The 16,525-nt window shown below is 72.5% G+C and carries 16 protein-coding genes; 3 read left to right on the top strand and 13 right to left on the bottom strand.

The window, feature by feature from the left end; all coding sequences use genetic code 11:
- Window positions 1-67: 67 nt before the first annotated feature.
- Window positions 68-1,126 carry an NUDIX domain-containing protein gene (locus ACFYXV_RS09880; RefSeq protein ID WP_385836041.1) on the bottom strand — a complete coding sequence of 353 codons (1,059 nt, stop codon included), beginning with the start codon at window positions 1,124-1,126 and terminating at the stop codon, window positions 68-70.
- Window positions 1,127-1,262: 136 nt separating this feature from the next.
- Here ACFYXV_RS09880 and ACFYXV_RS09875 point away from each other — a divergent pair, with 136 nt between their 5' ends.
- Window positions 1,263-2,300: a LacI family DNA-binding transcriptional regulator gene (locus tag ACFYXV_RS09875; RefSeq protein WP_389382532.1), complete on the top strand. Its 1,038-nt coding sequence runs from the start codon at window positions 1,263-1,265 to the stop codon at window positions 2,298-2,300.
- Between the two features lie 10 nt (window positions 2,301-2,310).
- On the opposite strand, the gene ACFYXV_RS09870 is transcribed toward ACFYXV_RS09875, so the two are convergent.
- Window positions 2,311-2,514, bottom strand: coding sequence for a hypothetical protein (locus tag ACFYXV_RS09870; RefSeq protein ID WP_383339108.1), 204 nt, complete (start codon window positions 2,512-2,514; stop codon window positions 2,311-2,313).
- A 199-nt stretch (window positions 2,515-2,713) separates the two neighbouring features.
- On the opposite strand from ACFYXV_RS09870, the gene ACFYXV_RS09865 reads away from it, so the two are divergent.
- Window positions 2,714-5,341 (top strand): hypothetical protein, encoded by a 2,628-nt coding sequence (locus ACFYXV_RS09865; protein WP_389382530.1) that lies wholly within the window; start codon window positions 2,714-2,716, stop codon window positions 5,339-5,341.
- A gap of 58 nt (window positions 5,342-5,399) precedes the next feature.
- Here the strand turns inward: ACFYXV_RS09865 and ACFYXV_RS09860 are convergent, their stop codons facing one another.
- From ACFYXV_RS09860 to ACFYXV_RS09835, 6 genes are all read right to left on the bottom strand, one after another.
- On the bottom strand, window positions 5,400-6,698 hold the full coding sequence (locus ACFYXV_RS09860) for a DUF6986 family protein (protein ID WP_389382528.1): 1,299 nt from the start codon (window positions 6,696-6,698) through the stop codon (window positions 5,400-5,402).
- A gap of 153 nt (window positions 6,699-6,851) precedes the next feature.
- Window positions 6,852-7,814: an electron transfer flavoprotein subunit alpha/FixB family protein gene (locus tag ACFYXV_RS09855; RefSeq protein ID WP_383339117.1), complete on the bottom strand. Its 963-nt coding sequence runs from the start codon at window positions 7,812-7,814 to the stop codon at window positions 6,852-6,854.
- A 62-nt stretch (window positions 7,815-7,876) separates the two neighbouring features.
- Entirely contained in the window at window positions 7,877-8,662 is a 786-nt protein-coding gene (locus ACFYXV_RS09850; RefSeq protein ID WP_229342647.1) for an electron transfer flavoprotein subunit beta/FixA family protein, read from the bottom strand.
- Between the two features lie 203 nt (window positions 8,663-8,865).
- Window positions 8,866-9,390 carry a flavin reductase family protein gene (locus tag ACFYXV_RS09845; protein ID WP_385473202.1) on the bottom strand — a complete coding sequence of 175 codons (525 nt, stop codon included), beginning with the start codon at window positions 9,388-9,390 and terminating at the stop codon, window positions 8,866-8,868.
- A gap of 71 nt (window positions 9,391-9,461) precedes the next feature.
- On the bottom strand, window positions 9,462-9,542 hold the full coding sequence (locus ACFYXV_RS09840; protein WP_359173546.1) for a putative leader peptide: 81 nt from the start codon (window positions 9,540-9,542) through the stop codon (window positions 9,462-9,464).
- A 170-nt stretch (window positions 9,543-9,712) separates the two neighbouring features.
- Window positions 9,713-10,054: a thioredoxin family protein gene (locus tag ACFYXV_RS09835; protein WP_385473205.1), complete on the bottom strand. Its 342-nt coding sequence runs from the start codon at window positions 10,052-10,054 to the stop codon at window positions 9,713-9,715.
- Window positions 10,055-10,290: 236 nt separating this feature from the next.
- On the opposite strand from ACFYXV_RS09835, the gene ACFYXV_RS09830 reads away from it, so the two are divergent.
- Window positions 10,291-11,013: a lysophospholipid acyltransferase family protein gene (locus ACFYXV_RS09830; RefSeq protein WP_383339129.1), complete on the top strand. Its 723-nt coding sequence runs from the start codon at window positions 10,291-10,293 to the stop codon at window positions 11,011-11,013.
- Window positions 11,014-11,087: 74 nt separating this feature from the next.
- Here ACFYXV_RS09830 and ACFYXV_RS09825 read toward each other — a convergent pair whose 3' ends face one another.
- The 5 genes from ACFYXV_RS09825 to ACFYXV_RS09805 all read right to left on the bottom strand — a co-directional run bounded on the left by ACFYXV_RS09825 (window position 11,088) and on the right by ACFYXV_RS09805 (window position 16,345).
- A complete protein-coding gene (locus ACFYXV_RS09825; protein ID WP_389382527.1) occupies window positions 11,088-12,320 on the bottom strand; it encodes an alginate lyase family protein in 1,233 nt (410 codons plus the stop codon).
- Window positions 12,321-12,399: 79 nt separating this feature from the next.
- Window positions 12,400-13,017, bottom strand: coding sequence for a transglutaminase family protein (locus ACFYXV_RS09820; RefSeq protein ID WP_389382526.1), 618 nt, complete (start codon window positions 13,015-13,017; stop codon window positions 12,400-12,402).
- Between the two features lie 72 nt (window positions 13,018-13,089).
- Window positions 13,090-14,151, bottom strand: coding sequence for a threonine aldolase family protein (locus tag ACFYXV_RS09815; RefSeq protein ID WP_383339138.1), 1,062 nt, complete (start codon window positions 14,149-14,151; stop codon window positions 13,090-13,092).
- Window positions 14,148-14,912 carry an SDR family NAD(P)-dependent oxidoreductase gene (locus ACFYXV_RS09810; RefSeq protein WP_383339141.1) on the bottom strand — a complete coding sequence of 255 codons (765 nt, stop codon included), beginning with the start codon at window positions 14,910-14,912 and terminating at the stop codon, window positions 14,148-14,150. Before ACFYXV_RS09810 ends, ACFYXV_RS09815 begins: the two co-directional genes overlap by 4 nt.
- A gap of 26 nt (window positions 14,913-14,938) precedes the next feature.
- Window positions 14,939-16,345 carry a DUF6421 family protein gene (locus tag ACFYXV_RS09805; RefSeq protein WP_385473212.1) on the bottom strand — a complete coding sequence of 469 codons (1,407 nt, stop codon included), beginning with the start codon at window positions 16,343-16,345 and terminating at the stop codon, window positions 14,939-14,941.
- Between the last annotated feature and the right edge of the window lie 180 nt (window positions 16,346-16,525).

Raw genomic sequence — 16,525 nt, 5'->3', positions numbered from 1 at the left:
GGCCGGCCCGGGCTGACCGGCACGACACACCCGGCCGCCGCCCCGTCCGACGGCTGCGACGGTTCGACTACGGCCTCGGGCGCCCGGCCTCCAGGTAGAGGGGGCGGCCCCGTTCGCGGGCCCGGAGGGCCCAGCGCAGCCGTTCGTAGCGGACCGGGGGCAGGAGGTCCGCCGCCTCCTCCTCCGTGACGAACCGCCACGCCCGCAGCTCCGGGCCGGGCAGCCGCAGCCCCGCCTCCGCGGCGGGTGACAGCCGGCCCCCGTCGAACAGCAGTCGCAGCCCCCCGTACGCCGGGGGCACCGGCGGCTCCCAGTCCACGACGAGCAGCCCCGGCACGGCCTCCAGTTCCAGGCCCAGTTCCTCCGCGACCTCCCGCACCCCGGCGCACCCCGGCGCCTCGCCCGCCTCCACGACCCCGCCCGGGAACTCCCAGCCCGGCTTGTACGTCGGATCGACCAGCAGCACCCGGTCCTCGTCGTCGAAGAGCAGCACCCCGGCCGCGACCGTCTCCCGCGTCGGCTCCGGGGTCTGCACGATGTCGCAGACCCGGGCCGCGTCCGTGCGTACGGCTTCGGCGATCCGCTCCGCCGTCTCGCGTACGGTCAGGGCGCCGTTGTCGATGACGTGCGCGTCCGCCGCGAGCCAGCCGCCCAGCGCCTGCCGGTAGACGGGGATGTGGTCGTACGCCCACTGCCGCACCCTGACGTCCACGTCGGCCGGGTCCCCCGGCTCCTCCCGGGTGGCGATCCGCTCGCGCAGGATCGTTTCCGCTGGGGCGAGCAGCACGTGCCGCACCGGAATCCGGCGGGCGGCCAGCCCGCCGAACATCTCGTCCCGGTACTCCTGCCGCAGCAGCGTCATCGGCACCACCAGCACCCCGCCCAGCTCCGCGAGCATCGCGGCGGCCGTCTCCACGACCAGACGCCGCCAGCTCGGCAGGTCCTGATAGTCGGACACCTCCGCGAGGCGTTTGCGCGGCAGCAGTTGGCGTAGTGCGTCGCCGACGAGCTCCGGGTCGTACAGGGTGCTGTCCGGCAGGATCCCGGTCAGTTCGCGGGCCGTGCTGGTCTTCCCGGCGCCGAATGTGCCGTTGATCCAGACAATCACGTCTACCCCTCTCCCCATGGCTCGTCCGGAGCCCCCAGTGGCTTGCCCGCATCACCCTGCCACGGAAACCCGCTCCCCGGCCCAGTGCTTATCCTCAAGGTCGGAAAGGGCAGCCCGGCCCCGCCCCACCACCGCCTCCGGAGGTTTCCGTCCCGTGCCGCAGACCCGCCGCCCGTCCGACCCCCGCTACGGCAACCGGCCGACCATGAAGGACGTGGCGGCCCGCGCGGGTGTGGGCCTCAAGACGGTCTCGCGCGTGGTCAACGGCGAGGCCGGGGTCACCCCCGACACCGTCCGGCGGGTCCAGGAGGCCATCGAGGCGCTGGGCTTCCGCCGCAACGACAGCGCCCGCGTGCTGCGCAAGGGCCGTACGGCCACGGTCGGGCTGGTCCTGGAGGACCTCGCCGACCCCTTCTACGGGCCGCTGAACCGCGCCGTGGAGGAGGTGGCCCGGGCCCACGGGGCACTGCTCATCAACGGGTCCAGCGCCGAGGACCCCGACCGCGAGCGGGAGTTGGCGCTGGCGCTGTGCGCGCGCCGGGTGGACGGGCTGATCGTGATCCCGGCCGGGGACGACCACCGGTACCTGGAGCCGGAGATCCGGGCGGGCGTGGCCACGGTGTTCGTGGACCGCCCGGCGGGCCGGATCGACGCGGACGTGGTGCTGTCGGACAGCTTCGGCGGTGCCCGCGCGGGCGTGGCGCACCTCATCGGCGGCGGCCACCGCAGGATCGGCTTCATCGGGGACCAGCCGCACATCCACACGGCGACGGAGCGTCTGCGCGGCTACCGGGCGGCGATGGCGGACGCGGGGCTGCCGGTGGCGGAGCCCTGGGTCTCCCTCGGCACGACCACTCCGGACCGCGTCGGGGAGGCGGCCCGGGCGATGCTGACGGGCCCCGACCCCGTCACCGCGGTGTTCGCGGGGAACAACCGGGTGACGGTCACTCTGGTACGGGTGCTGGCGGAGCGCCCTCGGCCGGTGGCCCTGGTCGGCTTCGACGACTTCGAGCTGGCCGACCTGCTGCGGCCCGGGGTGACGGTGGTGGCCCAGGACGCGGCGGCCCTGGGCCGGGTGGCCACCGACCGGCTGTTCCAGCGCCTCGCGGGCGCCGCCCTCCCCCCGGCCCGCATCGAGCTCCCGACGCGGCTGATCCCCCGCGGCTCGGGCGAACTCCCCCCGGCCGCGTAGGGGTCCGGCTTCAGAGGATCAGCCCGCGCAGTACGGGCACGGCCCCGCCGGCGGCGGTGAGCCCGGCGAGTACGGACAGGGCGACGGGAACCCCGCCCAGGAAGCTCAGCCCGCCGACCACGCCGCCGATCAGCAGGGCGATGACGAGCACGACGGCGGTGTGCAGGGACAGGAACGGCTGGTGCTGCTGCTGCGTTTCGCGTGGAGTGGTCATGGCTCGATTGCACCCCCGGACGGGCCGCCGGCCCGCACGTACGGAACGGATCCGGTCCGAGCCGATCGCCCCGGAAGTCCCTTGAACGACGGGCTCGTTCGGCCGAACGCCACACCCGTTCCCGCTCGTTCGGGAAAGTTCGGGACTGTTCCGCCCGCGGCGTTCTAACCTGGGCGGCCACACATGGCCGAGGGGGGACATGGGGGACACGGAGCCGCAGCCGCGCGCCGCCTTCGAGGAGGGACTCGCCGCGCTCGCCGGTGAGCTGACGCGATTACGGATCGGGCGGGGCCGGCCCTCGTACCGCGATCTCGAAGCCCGCGCGGCCGGTTCCGGTACCGGGCTCCGGCTGCCGGTGGCCACCCAGAGCGATGCCTTCAACGGCAAGAGGCTCGTGCGGTCGGACACCTTCATGGCACTGGTCCGGATCCTGCTGTCGTACGACGAATACGGCCGCCCGACCGCCATCCCCGCCCACACCGCACCCGAACTCGCCGTCTGGCGGAGGCGCTGGCAGGACCTGGCCGCGCTGCAGCCTCCCGGGCACTCCCGCGCCCGCGCGGCACGCGCCGCGCGGGCCGCCGCGGCGAGCGGTGAGGCGGTGCACGAGACCTCCCGGGACGCGCCCACGGGCCCCCGCGAACCCGCCGGCCCGCACGAGCCCGCCGGCCCGCACGAGCCCGCCGGCCCACAGGAGCCCGCCGCTCCCCAGGACCCCGTCCGGATCGAGGGCCTCTTCGGCCTCTTCGCCTCCCACGCCCACGCCCACGCCGACCCCGACGGCCCCTCCGAGGCACCCCGAACGTCCCGGCACCCCGAACCGGGTCGGGGACCGGCCCCCGAACCGGCCGCGGCCCCCGAGCCGGGCGCCGACCCGCCCTCCGAGCCGCCCTCCGAGCCGGCTCCCGGACCGGTTCACCGGCCCGATCCCCCGGCGGCCCCGGCCCCGGATGCCGGCCGGACTCCCCCGCCGGCCGCCGGCCAGGCCCCGTACGCCCTCCGGCACCGCCTCACCGGGCACCTCGCCCCGGTCCGGGACGTGGCCTTCTCCCCCGACGGCCGCCTGCTGGCATCCGCCGGCGGGGACACCGTCCAGCTGTGGGACACCGCGACGGGCGTCGGCACCATCACCCCCTTCACCGCGACGCACCCCCTCGCGTTCACCCCCGGGGGGCAGCTGCTGGCCGCGGACGCCAGGGATCCGTCGGTGCTCCACCGGATCGAACCGGCGACAGGCCGACCCGAAGGTCCGCCCCTCACCGGCCACGCCTCCCCCGTCACCGACATCACCTGCTCCCCGACCGGGGGCATGGCCGCCACCTTGGAACGCGGTGGCACGGTACGGCTCTGCGACCTGTCCACCGGCGGGCTTCCGTTCGTCCTCACGCACGGCGGCGGCACCGACCCGATCGACGCGGTGGCCTTCGCCCGCGACGGCCGGCTGCTGGCCGCAGCCCGCAGTTCACGCGTCTGGGACCTGCTCGACAGGGGTGTCGCCGGCGCGCCCCGTGCCGCGGACGGCGGCACTCCGGAGGCCGTCGCCCTCTCCCCCGACGGGCAGCTGCTCGCCCTCGGCCACCGCGACGGCCGTACCTCCCTGCACGAGGCCGCCGGCGGACGTGACGAGCTGACCCTTCCGGGCCACGCCGGCCCGGTCCGCGCCCTGGCCTTCTCGCCCGACGGCCGGCTGCTCGCCACGGGCTCCGACGACGCGACGGTACGCCTGTGGGACACGGCCACCGGCCTGCCCGTCGGCCCACCGCTGAGCGACCACGCCGGGCGGATCGAGGACATCGCCTTCTCGGCCACGGGAAGGCTGCTGGCCACCGCGTCCTCCGACGAGACGGCCCTCCTTTACGAGCGCTCCGGCACCGGCCCCGGCCGTACGACACCGCTCGCGGCGACGGCCCTGGGCGTGGCCCTGCGTGACCGGCAGCCGGTCCGGCTGCCGCCCGTACAGGCCGGGGCCGCCCTCGTCCGGGTGGCCTTCTCGCCCGACGCCGGCATGATCGCCGCGACCACGGTGACCGAAGTGGTCCGCCTGTGGTCCCCGGTCACACGGCGGCCGCTGCGGGCCGGGACGGCCGAGGCACGGGCCCTGCCCGGGTGCCTGGCGTTCACCCCGGACGGGACCCTGCTCGCCACGGCGCACACGGGCGGTGCGGTCCGGCTGACCGGTCCGGCGACCGGCGCCGTCCATCGGGAAGTGCAGACGGAACACACCGGCGCCCTGACCCGGCTCGCCTGCTCACCGGAGGGCCGGCTGCTGGCCACGGCGGACGCGGACGGGACGGTCGAGTTCAGGGATCTGGCCACGGGACGGCAGTTCGGCGGTCCCCTGGCCGCCCACCAGGGCAAGGTCGTCGCCCTCGTCTTCGCCCCGTACGGGCAGGTGCTCGCCACGTCCGGCACCGACGGCAGGGTGCTCGTCTGGCACGCGCGTCATCCGCACCGCTTGGAGGCGCCCCTCGCGGTTCACCGGGCGGTGGCGTTCTCGCCGGACGGCCGGACCCTGGCGACGGGCTGCGAGGACAGGACCGTACGCCTGTGGGACCCGCGCAGCGGCCTCCAACGCGGCGGACCGCTGATCGGTCACACCGCCCCGGTGACCGACCTGGCCTTTTCGCCGGGCGGGGACCTGCTGGCCTCGGCTTGCGCGGACGGCACGACGCTCTTGTGGGACCCGGCGACGGGGCAGCGCGCCGGCGGGTCGCTTCCGGGCCACGAAGGGGCCGTCAACGCCGTGGCCTTCTCCCCCGATGGGAGCCTGCTCGTCACCGCGGGTCAGGACGGCGCCCTCCACCGGTGGGTCCTCGGGCCCCTGTGAAACGCCGCGGGGCCCGGCCGGGGCGTACCGGCCGGGCCCCCGTCCGCCGTGGGACCGATCAGGCGGTCGCCGTGAGCGTCGCCGAGCGGCGCGGGATCGCGAACGCGTCCAGCTCGGCGCGGGTCAGACCGGTCAGGGCGGTGACCTCCTCGGCGCCCACCGCGCCGCAGTCCAGGCCGCGGACCAGGTAGCCGGCCAGGGCCTTGGCCGTGGCGGGCTCGTCCATCACGTCGCCCTCGATCTTCGCGACGTACGCCTTCAGCCGCGCGGCCGCGGCTTCGAGGCCCTCGCGGTAGAACGTGAAGACCGCCGCGTAGCGGGTCGGCAGGTGGGCCGGGTGCATGTCCCAGCCCTGGTAGTACGCGCGGGCCAGCGCCCGCCGGGTGAGGCCGTAGTGCAGCTTCCAGGCCTCGTGGACCTGCTCGGTGGTGCCGACCGGCTTGACGTTGGTCGAGCCGTCGGAGACCCGTACGCCGGTGCCGGCGGCCGCGACCTGCATGATCGCCTTGGCGTGGTCGGCGGCGGGGTGGTCGCTCGACTGGTACGCGGCGGAGACGCCGACGCAGGCGCTGTAGTCGAAGGTGCCGTAGTGCAGGCCGGTGGCGCGGCCCTTGGCTGCCTCGATCATCCGGGCCACGGTGGCGGTGCCGTCGGAGGCGAGGATCGACTGGCTGGTCTCGATCTGGATCTCGAAGCCGATGCGGCCCGGGCGCAGGCCTCGGGCGGTCTCGAAGGCCTCCAGCAGCTTGACGAAGGCGCTGACCTGCTCGGCGTACGTGACCTTCGGGAGGGTCAGGACGAGGCCCTCGGGCAGGCCGCCGTGCTCCAGCAGCCCGGAGAGGAAGATGTCGGTGGTGCGGATGCCGCGGTCGCGGACGTTGGACTCCATGCACTTCATGCGGATGCCCATGTACGGGGCGTTCGTGCCGTTGGCGAAGGCCTCGGAGACGAGGCGGGCGGCGCGGGCCGCGGCCTGGTCCTCCTCCTCGTCGGAGCGGACGCCGAAGCCGTCCTCGAAGTCGACGCGGAGGTCCTCGATGGGCTCGCGCAGCAGCTTGGCGCGGACCCGGTCGTAGACGGGTACGGCCAGCTCGTCGGAGATGCCGAGGACCTTGGCGAAGGTGACGGCGTCCGGGGCGTGCTCGTCGAGGGCGGCGAGGGCCTGGTCGCCCCACGAGCGGATGGTGTTGGCGGCGAAGACGTCACCGGGGACGTAGACCGTGTGGATGGGCTGGCGGGTGCCGGGGTCGCCCGGGTAGTGGCGCGCGAGCTCCGCGTCCACCGGCGCGAGGGAGGCGCTGATGCCCTCGCTGACCGCGCCGGCGAGGCTCGTCGCCACCTTCTCCTGCTGACCCATCGTGCACTCTCCTCTTTTTCCGCTTCACGGAAGCTTAGATCCGCATAGCAGAATTTAATGAGGGGTTCTTGTCTAGTCAATGGTTGCAGGAAACACCTCGGGGCCGCGTGGTGAGTGTCACCACGCGGCCCCGAGTCACAGCATCGAAGCAGGTCAGCCCTTGCGGGCCTTGATCTCGTCGGTCAGCTGCGGGACGACCGCGAAGAGGTCGCCGACCACGCCGTAGTCGACCAGGTCGAAGATCGGGGCCTCGGCGTCCTTGTTGATGGCCACGATGGTCTTCGAGGTCTGCATGCCGGCCCGGTGCTGGATCGCGCCCGAGATGCCGGAGGCGATGTACAGCTGCGGGGAGACCGACTTGCCGGTCTGGCCGACCTGGTTGGAGTGCGGGTACCAGCCGGCGTCGACGGCGGCGCGCGAGGCGCCGACGGCGGCACCGAGGGAGTCCGCGAGGGCCTCGATGATGCCGAAGTTCTCGGCACCGTTGACGCCGCGGCCGCCGGAGACCACGATCGCGGCCTCGGTCAGCTCGGGGCGGCCGGTCGACTCGCGCGGGGTGCGGGAGACGACCTTGGTGCCGGTGGCCAGGGCGCCGAAGGTGACGGCGAGCGCCTCGACGGCGCCGGCGGCCGGGGCGGCCTCGACCGGAGCCGAGTTCGGCTTGACGGTGATGACCGGGGTGCCCTTGGAGACGCGGGACTTGGTGGTGAAGGACGCGGCGAACGCGGCCTGCGTCGCGACCGGGCCCTCGTCACCGGCCTCCAGGTCCACGGCGTCGGTGATGATGCCGGAGCCGATGCGGACCGCGAGGCGGGCGGCGATCTCCTTGCCCTCGGCGGAGGACGGGACGAGCACGGCGGCCGGGGACACGGACTCGTACGCGGCCTGGAGCGCGTCCACCTTCGGTACGACGAGGTACTCGGTGAACTCGGGGGCGTCGGCGGTCAGGACCTTGACCGCACCGTGCTCGGCGAGCACGGCGGCGGTGTCGGCCGCACCGGCGCCGAGGGCGACGGCGACGGGCTCGCCGATGCGGCGGGCCAGCGTCAGCAGCTCAAGGGTGGGCTTGCGGACGGCACCGTCCGCGTGGTCGACGTAGACGAGGACTTCAGCCATGGGAATGCTCCTGCGAATGCGAAGTAGTCAGGGGGCGATCGGGAGGGTTTCGGCCGAAGCTCTTAGATGAACTTCTGGCCGGCCAGGAACTCGGCCAGCGCCTTGCCGCCCTCGCCCTCGTCCTTGACGATCGTGCCGGCGGTGCGGGCCGGGCGCTGGGTCGCGGAGTCGACCGCGGTCCAGGAGCCTTCGAGGCCGACCTCGTCCGACTCGATCTCCAGCTCCTCCAGGTCCCAGGACTCCACCGGCTTCTTCTTGGCGGCCATGATGCCCTTGAAGGAGGGGTAGCGGGCCTCGCCCGACTGGTCCGTCACGGAGACGAGCGCCGGGAGGGAGGCCTCCAGCTGCTCGCTCGCGGAGTCGCCGTCGCGGCGGCCCGTCACGGTGCCGTCCTCGACCTTGACCTCGGAGAGCAGGGTGACCTGCGGGACGCCCAGGCGCTCGGCCAGGATCGCCGGGAGGACGCCCATGGTGCCGTCGGTCGAGGCCATACCGGTGATGACCAGGTCGTAGCCGGCCTTCTCGATGGCCTTGGCGAGCACCAGCGAGGTGCCCATGACGTCGCTGCCGTGCAGGTCGTCGTCCTCGACGTGGATGGCCTTGTCGGCACCCATGGACAGCGCCTTGCGCAGCGCGTCCTTGGCGTCCTCGGGGCCCACCGTCAGGACGGTGATCTCGGCGTCGTCGGCCTCTTCGGCGATCTGCAGCGCCTGCTCGACGGCGTACTCGTCGAGCTCCGACAGCAGACCGTCGACGTCGTCGCGGTCGACCGTCAGGTCATCGGCGAAGTGCCGGTCGCCGGTGGCGTCGGGCACGTACTTCACACAGACAACGATCCTCAGGCTCACGCCGGCTCTCCTACCGCATCGTCTTTTTTCTGATACCGCCTTGTGCAGGCAGCATAGGCGCCTTGTCGGGCGGATCCCGGTCGGGGCGGCCCGCGCTCCGAAGGGAATGTTACTCGTCAGTACACCGTGGGTGCCCCGCGGTGGCAAGGCCGGTGAACTGTGATCTGTCCAACGCCGCACGAACCCGCCCCAGCAGGGACGATTCAGTCGCGCAGCGCGTTGAAGCGACCCTGGTGGTACAGGAGCGGCCGGCCTTCCCCGGCCGGGTCGCCCGCCACCGCCTCCGCGATGATCACCCGGTGCGCCCCTGCGGGCACACGGGCCACCACGCGGCACACCAGCCAGGCCAGTACGCCGTCCAGCACCGGAACCCCGTACGGACCCTCGGCCCAGCCCGTGCCGGGCCCGAAGCGGTCGGCTCCGCTGCGGGCGAACAGGCCCGCGAGGTCCTGCTGGTGCTCGCCGAGTATGTGGACGCCGAGGTGCTCGGCGTCGCGTATCGCGGGCCAGCTGGAGGCCCCCGTGGCGATGGTGAAGGACAGCAAGGGGGGATCCGCGGAGACCGAGTTGAGCGAGGTCGCGGTGAATCCGACCGGACGGCCCCCCTCCTCGGCGGTGATCACGGCCACGCCTGCGGCGTGTCGGCGGAAGACGGAGCGCAGCAGGTCGGGCGAGCCGGGCAGGCCGGAGGCGGCCGGGGCGGCGATGGAGGCGGTCGGGGCCGTCATGGAGGTGCTTCCTTCTGCCGCGGGGGCGGCGTGCGCGGGCGCGGGGGGATCGGGTCGGGGACCGGGTTCGTTCAGTCGTTCCGACAACGCGCGCTCGCGTAGCGGACGAGGTCCACGTGGACCCGCCCGTAAAGCAGGAGTTCGTACCGCATGCCGCCAGCCTGGCGATCTCCCGTGTACACAGTCAAGCCGCTCCGGGCAGATGCGAGGCGCGTCACGCTGCGTGCGGGCGCGTGCACCGGCGCGCCGGCCGTCGCACCGGCCGCACGGCGGGCCGTCGCACCCGTCCTGGCACCCGTCCTGGCACCCGTCCTGGCACCCGTCACATCGCGGCGCCCAGCGCGGCGATCACGTCCGCCTTGCGCGGCATCCCGGCCGCGCGCCGCACGATCCGCCCCCGCGCGTCGAGGACGAGCACGGTCGGCGTCTTCTCGATGCCCAGGGCGCGCACGAGCTCAAGGCGGGCTTCAGCGTCGATCTCGATGTGCTCGACGCCCTCCACCAGGCCGGCCACGTCGGCGAGGATCCGCCGGGTGGCCCGGCAGGGCTGGCAGAACGCGCTGGAGAACTGCACCAGGCTGGCCCGCCGCCCGGGCTCCGCGCCCAGCTCGGCCGCGCCCAGCCGCGTCAGGCCCGTGGCCTGCGCGTCCTCTTCGCCGTGCACCCCTGCTCCCGTCGCCGCGGACCTGGTTGCCGCATCATTGAATTGCGTTCGTACGGTGATCCGAGCGCCCCGGCCGCGCGCCGCATTCCCGGCGTGACGAGAATCTCCTCGGGCACGGTCGTCTGGGCTGGCCAGCAGCCCGCGTATGGGGCACGATCCCCAAGGGCAGCGTACCTACGCAGCCGTAACTTCCGGCCGGGAGCACCTCCCCAGGCAGAAAGCGGGGTCTCCCCCTCATGGCTGAGCTCGTCTACCCTCCGGTGATCGGCGCCGCCCACACCCTCTTCAAGGCGCTGGACATCCGCATCGACATGAAGGGCACGGAGAACATCCCGCGCAAGGGCGGGGCGGTCCTCGTGTCGAACCACATCGGCTACCTCGACTTCATCTTCGCCGGCCTGACCGCGCGGCCGCAGAAGCGCCTGGTCCGCTTCATGGCGAAGGAGTCGGTCTTCCGCCACAAGGTGTCCGGTCCGCTGATGCGCGCGATGAAGCACATCCCGGTGGACCGCAAGCAGGGTGAGACGGCCTACCAGCACGCCCTGGACTCGCTGCGCTCCGGCGAGATCATCGGCGTGTTCCCGGAGGCGACGATCTCCCAGTCGTTCACCCTCAAGAGCTTCAAGTCGGGCGCCGCGCGCATGGCCCAGGAGGCCGGCGTCCCGCTGATCCCGGTGGCGCTGTGGGGCACCCAGCGGCTGTGGACCAAGGGCCGTCCGAAGAACCTCAAGCGCAGCCACATCCCGGTGACGATGCGGGTCGGCGAGCCCATCGAGGCGCCCGCCGACCAGTACGCCGGGGCGATCACCCGCCGCCTGCGCGAGCGGGTCCAGGAGCTGCTGGACGCCGCGCAGAGCGCCTACCCGGCCAGGCCCAAGGGCCCCGAGGACTCCTGGTGGCTGCCGGCGCACCTGGGCGGCACCGCGCCGACGGCCGCCCAGGTCAAGGAAGCGGGCTGATCCGCCGCCACCGGACCGGGTGATCGTGCGGCCGCGCCGTTCACGGCGGGGCCGCACTGACGTACGACCGGCCGTCAGTTGGGGTTGTCGGCGTGGGTCAGTGTCTCCCACGCCTCGAAGTGGTTCTCGGTGCCCGCCGGGCGCCGCCCCTCGGTCAGCTTGCGGGTGTTCTCCATGCTGACGCCCAGGCGGGTGTGCAGGGCGTTGTAGCCGACCTCGGTGGCCGGGCCGATGCCCTTCGCCAGGCTCCCGCCGCACAGCCAGGACGGCACCTTCGCGCCGAGCTCGTACTGGGCGTGGAAGCCGAGCGCGTACCGGAACCGGTCCTTGAACTGCGGGTAGAGGTCGCGCCCCTGGATCCGCGAGGTCTCGGCGACGTGCATGGTCGCGGCGATCGCCATGCCGGTGTGGCCGAAGTCCCGGCAGGTCTCCTGGGCCAGTCCGTCCACGAAGGTGCTCTGGCCGTGCCAGTAGTCGACGAGCTCGCTCTTGGTGTCGATGGTCGAGCGCGGCGGGTACTTCGGCTGCGCCCCGTCGGAGGCCAGGTAGAAGTACGCCGGGACCCGGCCGAGGTAGATCGCCATCGCCTTGTCGTAGCTCGCGCGGTCGTCGAGATGGACCGAGATGCCGACGGCGGCGTCCATCATGATCAGTTCCCAGTTGCCGTTGCTGTTCGGCTTCCCGTTGATGACCTCGGGCAGGTAGACGTCGCGCAGCATGGTGGCGAAGCGCCCCTGAGCGGCCCAGCCGCCCGTGTACGTGTGCTTGATGATCTCGGCGGCGCGCGGCCAGGTGGAGCCCGCCCAGCCGCTCTGCAGCGGGGCGTTGGAGTTGGTGTGGTCCTTGATCTTCGCGGACCAGGCGTCCATCAGCTCGATCGACTTCCTGGCGTACTCGGCGTCGCGGGTGATGTACCAGGCGAGGGCGTCGGTGTAGGCGGCGATGGCGTCCTCGCGCTCGTCGCCGCAGCCGATGTCCGGGTTCGAGTACGAGCCGCACTCGACGACGGCGCGCGGTTTCGGGGTGCGTGACAGCGAGGCGTAGCCGCTGGAAAGCATCGCGTCGAAGGCCCCCTTCCACGGCTCCTCCCCCGCCTGCACCTTCGTGCGGACGAAGTCCAGCTGGGCGCGGCTGTCGAGGACTCCGGGGTGGGCGAACTGCGCGGGGGCCGCAGGGAGCGCGGGGGCCGCGGGCCGGCCGGCGGCGGGAGCCGGTGGGGGCCCGGCCTGGGCGGTGGGGGTGAGGGTCAGGGCGGCGGCCAAGCCCAGTACGAGGGCGGCCAGTCCCGCGGGAACTCCGTGGCGCATGGAGCACTTCCGTTCGGCGGTGGGGGGAACGGGATTCTCTGCCGCCGAAAGTACCCATGGGCATGCCAAGTTGACAACGTTATCCGACAGGAAACCTTCCTATCTCCGTGGGGAGGTTGCGCCACAGCTCCTGCCGGTCGGCGGACCGCCGGAGGGCCGCCAGCGCGGCCGGGTGCGGGGCGGCGTACAGCTCGGGGTAGTCCGCCTCGCCGAGCTCGGGGCGTACGGGGAAGGCGAGGCGCTCGGCATCCAGGGCGAAGCGCGCGTCCACGCCGGGCTTGTTGCCCCGGGGGTCCAGACGGGCCCAGCCCGCACCCCCCGGCAGCCGGAGCGCGATCAGCCCGTGCACGACGGGGTTCGAGCCGTCGTCCTCAGTGAGCCGCTGGTAGCAGAGGCCGGCCGGGACGCCCCGGGCCCGCAACAGGGCCACCAGCGCATGGGACTTCGCGTAGCAGATGCCGTTGCGGGTGCGCAGCACGTCCGAGGCGCGCCAGGAGACGCGCGGATCCCCGGAGTCGGCGGAGTGGGGGATGGTGTCGCGAACGAACTCGAAGGCGGATTCGGCGTATGAATATGCATCACCGGTGGCACCCCAGAGGGTGTCGGCGATCCCCCGTACCAGCGGGTGGCCGTGGTCGACGGTCTCATCCGCCGCCAGATAGGCGTGAACATCAGGGCTTTGCGGGATCAGCTGCATGGCCCGGAGCATAGGCATACCCCCGACCGCAGATCAATACATTTGCGGTAGGGGGTATATCTATTCAGACCCTCAGCGGGACAGCTCTTCCTTCAGCGCCTGAAGGAAGCCGTCCACGTCCTCTTCCTGGGTGTCGAAGCCGCACATCCAGCGGACGTGGCCGGCGGCCTCGTCCCAGAAGTAGAAGCGGTAGCGCTGCTGGAGCCGGCGCGTGACCTCCTGCGGCAGCTTCGCGAACACCGCGTTGGCCTGCACCGGGTAGAGGATCTCCACACCGTCGGTCTCGCGCACGCCCGCCGCGAGCCGCTGCGCCATCGCGTTCGAGTGCTGCGCGTTGCGCAGCCACAGGTCCTTGGCGAGCAGCGCCTCCAGCTGCACCGACACGAACCGCATCTTGGACGCGAGCTGCATCGACATCTTGCGGATGTGCTTCATCTGCCGGACCGCGTCCGGGTTGACGACCACCACGGCCTCGCCGAACATCATGCCGTTCTTGGTGCCGCCGTAGGACAGCACGTCCACGCCCACCGTGTTGGTGAACGTGCGCATCGGCACGTCGAGCGAGGCCGCGGCGTTGGCTATCCGGGCCCCGTCGAGGTGGACCTTCATGCCGTGCCCGTGCGCGTGCTCGCAGATCGCCCGGATCTCGTCCGGCGTGTAGACCGTGCCGAGCTCGGTGTTCTGGGTGATCGAGACGACCTGCGGCATCGCCCGGTGCTCGTCCTCCCAGCCCCAGGCCTGCCGGTCGATGAGCTCGGGGGTGAGCTTGCCGTCCGGGGTGGGGACGGTGAGCAGCTTGAGCCCGGCCATCCGCTCCGGGGCGCCGCCCTCGTCGACGTTGATGTGCGCCGACTCGGCGCAGATCACCGCACCCCAGCGGTCCGTCAGGGCTTGGAGGGCCGTGACGTTCGCGCCGGTGCCGTTGAAGACCGGGAAGGCCTCCGCGTACGGGCCGAAGTGGCTGCGGATGATCTTCTGCAGGTGCTCGGTGTAGTCGTCCTCGCCGTAGGCGACCTGGTGGCCGCCGTTGGCCAGGGCGAGGGCCTCCAGGATCTCCGGATGGACCCCCGCGTAGTTGTCGCTCGCGAATCCGCGCACCGCCGGGTCGTGGTGGCGGCGGGCATCGGTCTTCACGGTTGCGGAGTGAGCCACAGACGCTGTCCGTTCACATCGATGGCGGGCCGCTCCCAGACGCCGGCGATGGCCTCGGCCAGCTCCTTGACGTCGGTGAAGCCCGCGAACTTCGCATTGGGGCGCTCGGCGCGCATGGCGTCGTGCACCAGTGCCTTGATCACCAGGATCGCAGCCGCGGCGCCCGGGCCGTCCTCGCCCCCCGCCTTGCGGAAGGAGTCGGCGAGGGCCAGCGTCCAGGCCTCGGCCGCCGCCTTGCCCGCGTTGTACGCGGCGTTGTTGGCGACCGGCTTGTGCGCGCCGGACTGGCTGACCAGGACGTAGCGGCCGCGGTCACTGCGCAGCAGCCCGTCGTGGAAGGCGAGCGAGGTGTGCTGGACGGTGCGGATCAGGAGCTTCTCCAGGAAGTCCCAGTCCGCGAGGTCCACATCGGTGAAGGTCTTGCTGCCACGCCAGCCGCCGACGAGGTGGACGACCCCGTCGATCCGGCCGAACTCCTTCTCCGTGCGCTCGGCCCAGGCCTTGGTGGCCTCCAGGTCGAGCAGGTTCACGGTGTCACCGGTGACGGTGGCGCCGCCGTGGGCGTAGCGGGCCGCGTCCACGGACTCGGCGAGGCGCGTCGGGTCGGCGTCGGCGGCGACGACGACCGCACCGGCCTCGGCGAGGCGGAGCAGGGCGGCGCGACCGGCGGGGCCGCCGGCCCCGGCGACCGCGACCACGGCACCGTGGAGCTTGCCGTTCCCGGACTTCCCAGCGCTGTTCATCTGTGCAGCCTCCTGTGCGCGAGCGCTCACGCGGCGACCCGCTCGGCCGAATCCGCGTTCACCGCAGTGATGCCCTTCGTGGAGGCGATCACTCCCTTGAGCTTCTTGGCGAGCGCCTCATAGAACATGCTCAGCGGAAACTCGTCGGGAAGCACGTCGTCGACGAGCTTGCGCGGCGGCTGCGTGAGGTCGAGGGCGTCGGGGCCCTTGGCCCACTTGGAGCCCGGGTGGGGAGCCAGGTAGGTGGAGACGAGCTCGTACGCCTTGAACCAGTGGACGAGCTTCGGGCGGTCGATGCCGGCCCGGTAGAGGTCCTCGATCTCGGCGCACAGCTCGTTGGTGACCTGCGGGGCGCGCATCCAGTCGATCTTCAGCTTGTTGTCCGTCCAGCGCACGACGTCGTGCTTGTGGAGGTACGCGAAGAGCAGCTGGCCGCCGAGGCCGTCGTAGTTGCGGTTGCGGTCGCCCGAGACCGGGAAGCGGAACATCCGGTCGAAGAGGACGGCGTACTGCACGTCACGGCCGTGCTCGTTGCCCTCGGACTCCAGCTTCACGGCCTCCTTGAAGGCGGTGAGGTCGCAGCGCAGCTCTTCGAGGCCGTACATCCAGAACGGCTGGCGCTGCTTGATCATGAAGGGGTCGAACGGCAGGTCGCCGTGGCTGTGGGTGCGGTCGTGGACCATGTCCCACAGGACGAAGGCCTTCTCGCAGCGCTCCTGGTCCTCGACCATGCGGGCGATGTCCTCGGGCAGCTCGATGCCCAGGATGTCGACGGCTGCCTCGGTGACCTTGCGGTAGCGGGCCGCCTCGCGGTCGCAGAAGATGCCGCCCCAGGTGAAGCGCTCGGGGGCCTCGCGCACGGCGATGGTCTCCGGGAAGAGCACGGCGGAGTGCGTGTCGTAGCCCGGGGTGAAGTCCTCGAAGGTGATGCCGAGGAAGAGCGGGTTGTCGTACCGGGTGCGCTCCAGCTCGGAGAGCCACTCGGGCCACACCATCTTCAGGACGACGGCCTCGAAGTTGCGGTCGAGGTTGCCGTTCTGCGTGTACATGGGGAAGACGACCAGGTGCTGGAGCCCGTCGGCGCGCTCGGCGGCCGGGTGGAAGGCCAGCAGGGAGTCGAGGAAGTCCGGCACCTTGAAGCCGTCCGCGACCCACTTGCGCAGGTCGGAGACGAGCGCGCGGTGATACGCGGCGGCGTGCGGCAGCAGCGGCGACAGCGTCTCCACTGCGGCGACCGCCCGCTCGACGGCGGCGGCGACCTCGGCCGGTGCCGGGGCGTCCGCGGCGTCGAAGTCGATGGAGCCGTCCTTGGCCTGCCAGGGGCGGATCTCCTCCACGGCGGCCTTGAGCTCGGGCCACGCAGGGTGGTCGACCACCCGCGCACCGGCGGCTATCACCGCACCGCCAGAACCCGGCACAAGAATTTCCGTCATGTCACTTCCTCCACAGGAGAACCTCGCGTCAACACAGCGTATGGGTGCGAGCCTGTCCTGCTCAAGGGGCCGTGCGGGAAATTGTCCTGCGCGACCCCCATGGACACCGTAATTCTTCCCGCCGTCCATCGTGCGGGCGAGCGCTTCGCCCCTTTCGCACACCGCCGCCCGCCCCCGGTG

This window comes from Streptomyces sp. NPDC002181 (assembly GCF_042890485.1).
Lineage (GTDB): Bacteria > Actinomycetota > Actinomycetes > Streptomycetales > Streptomycetaceae > Streptomyces.
This window is presented reverse-complemented; position numbering and strand designations above follow the sequence as displayed.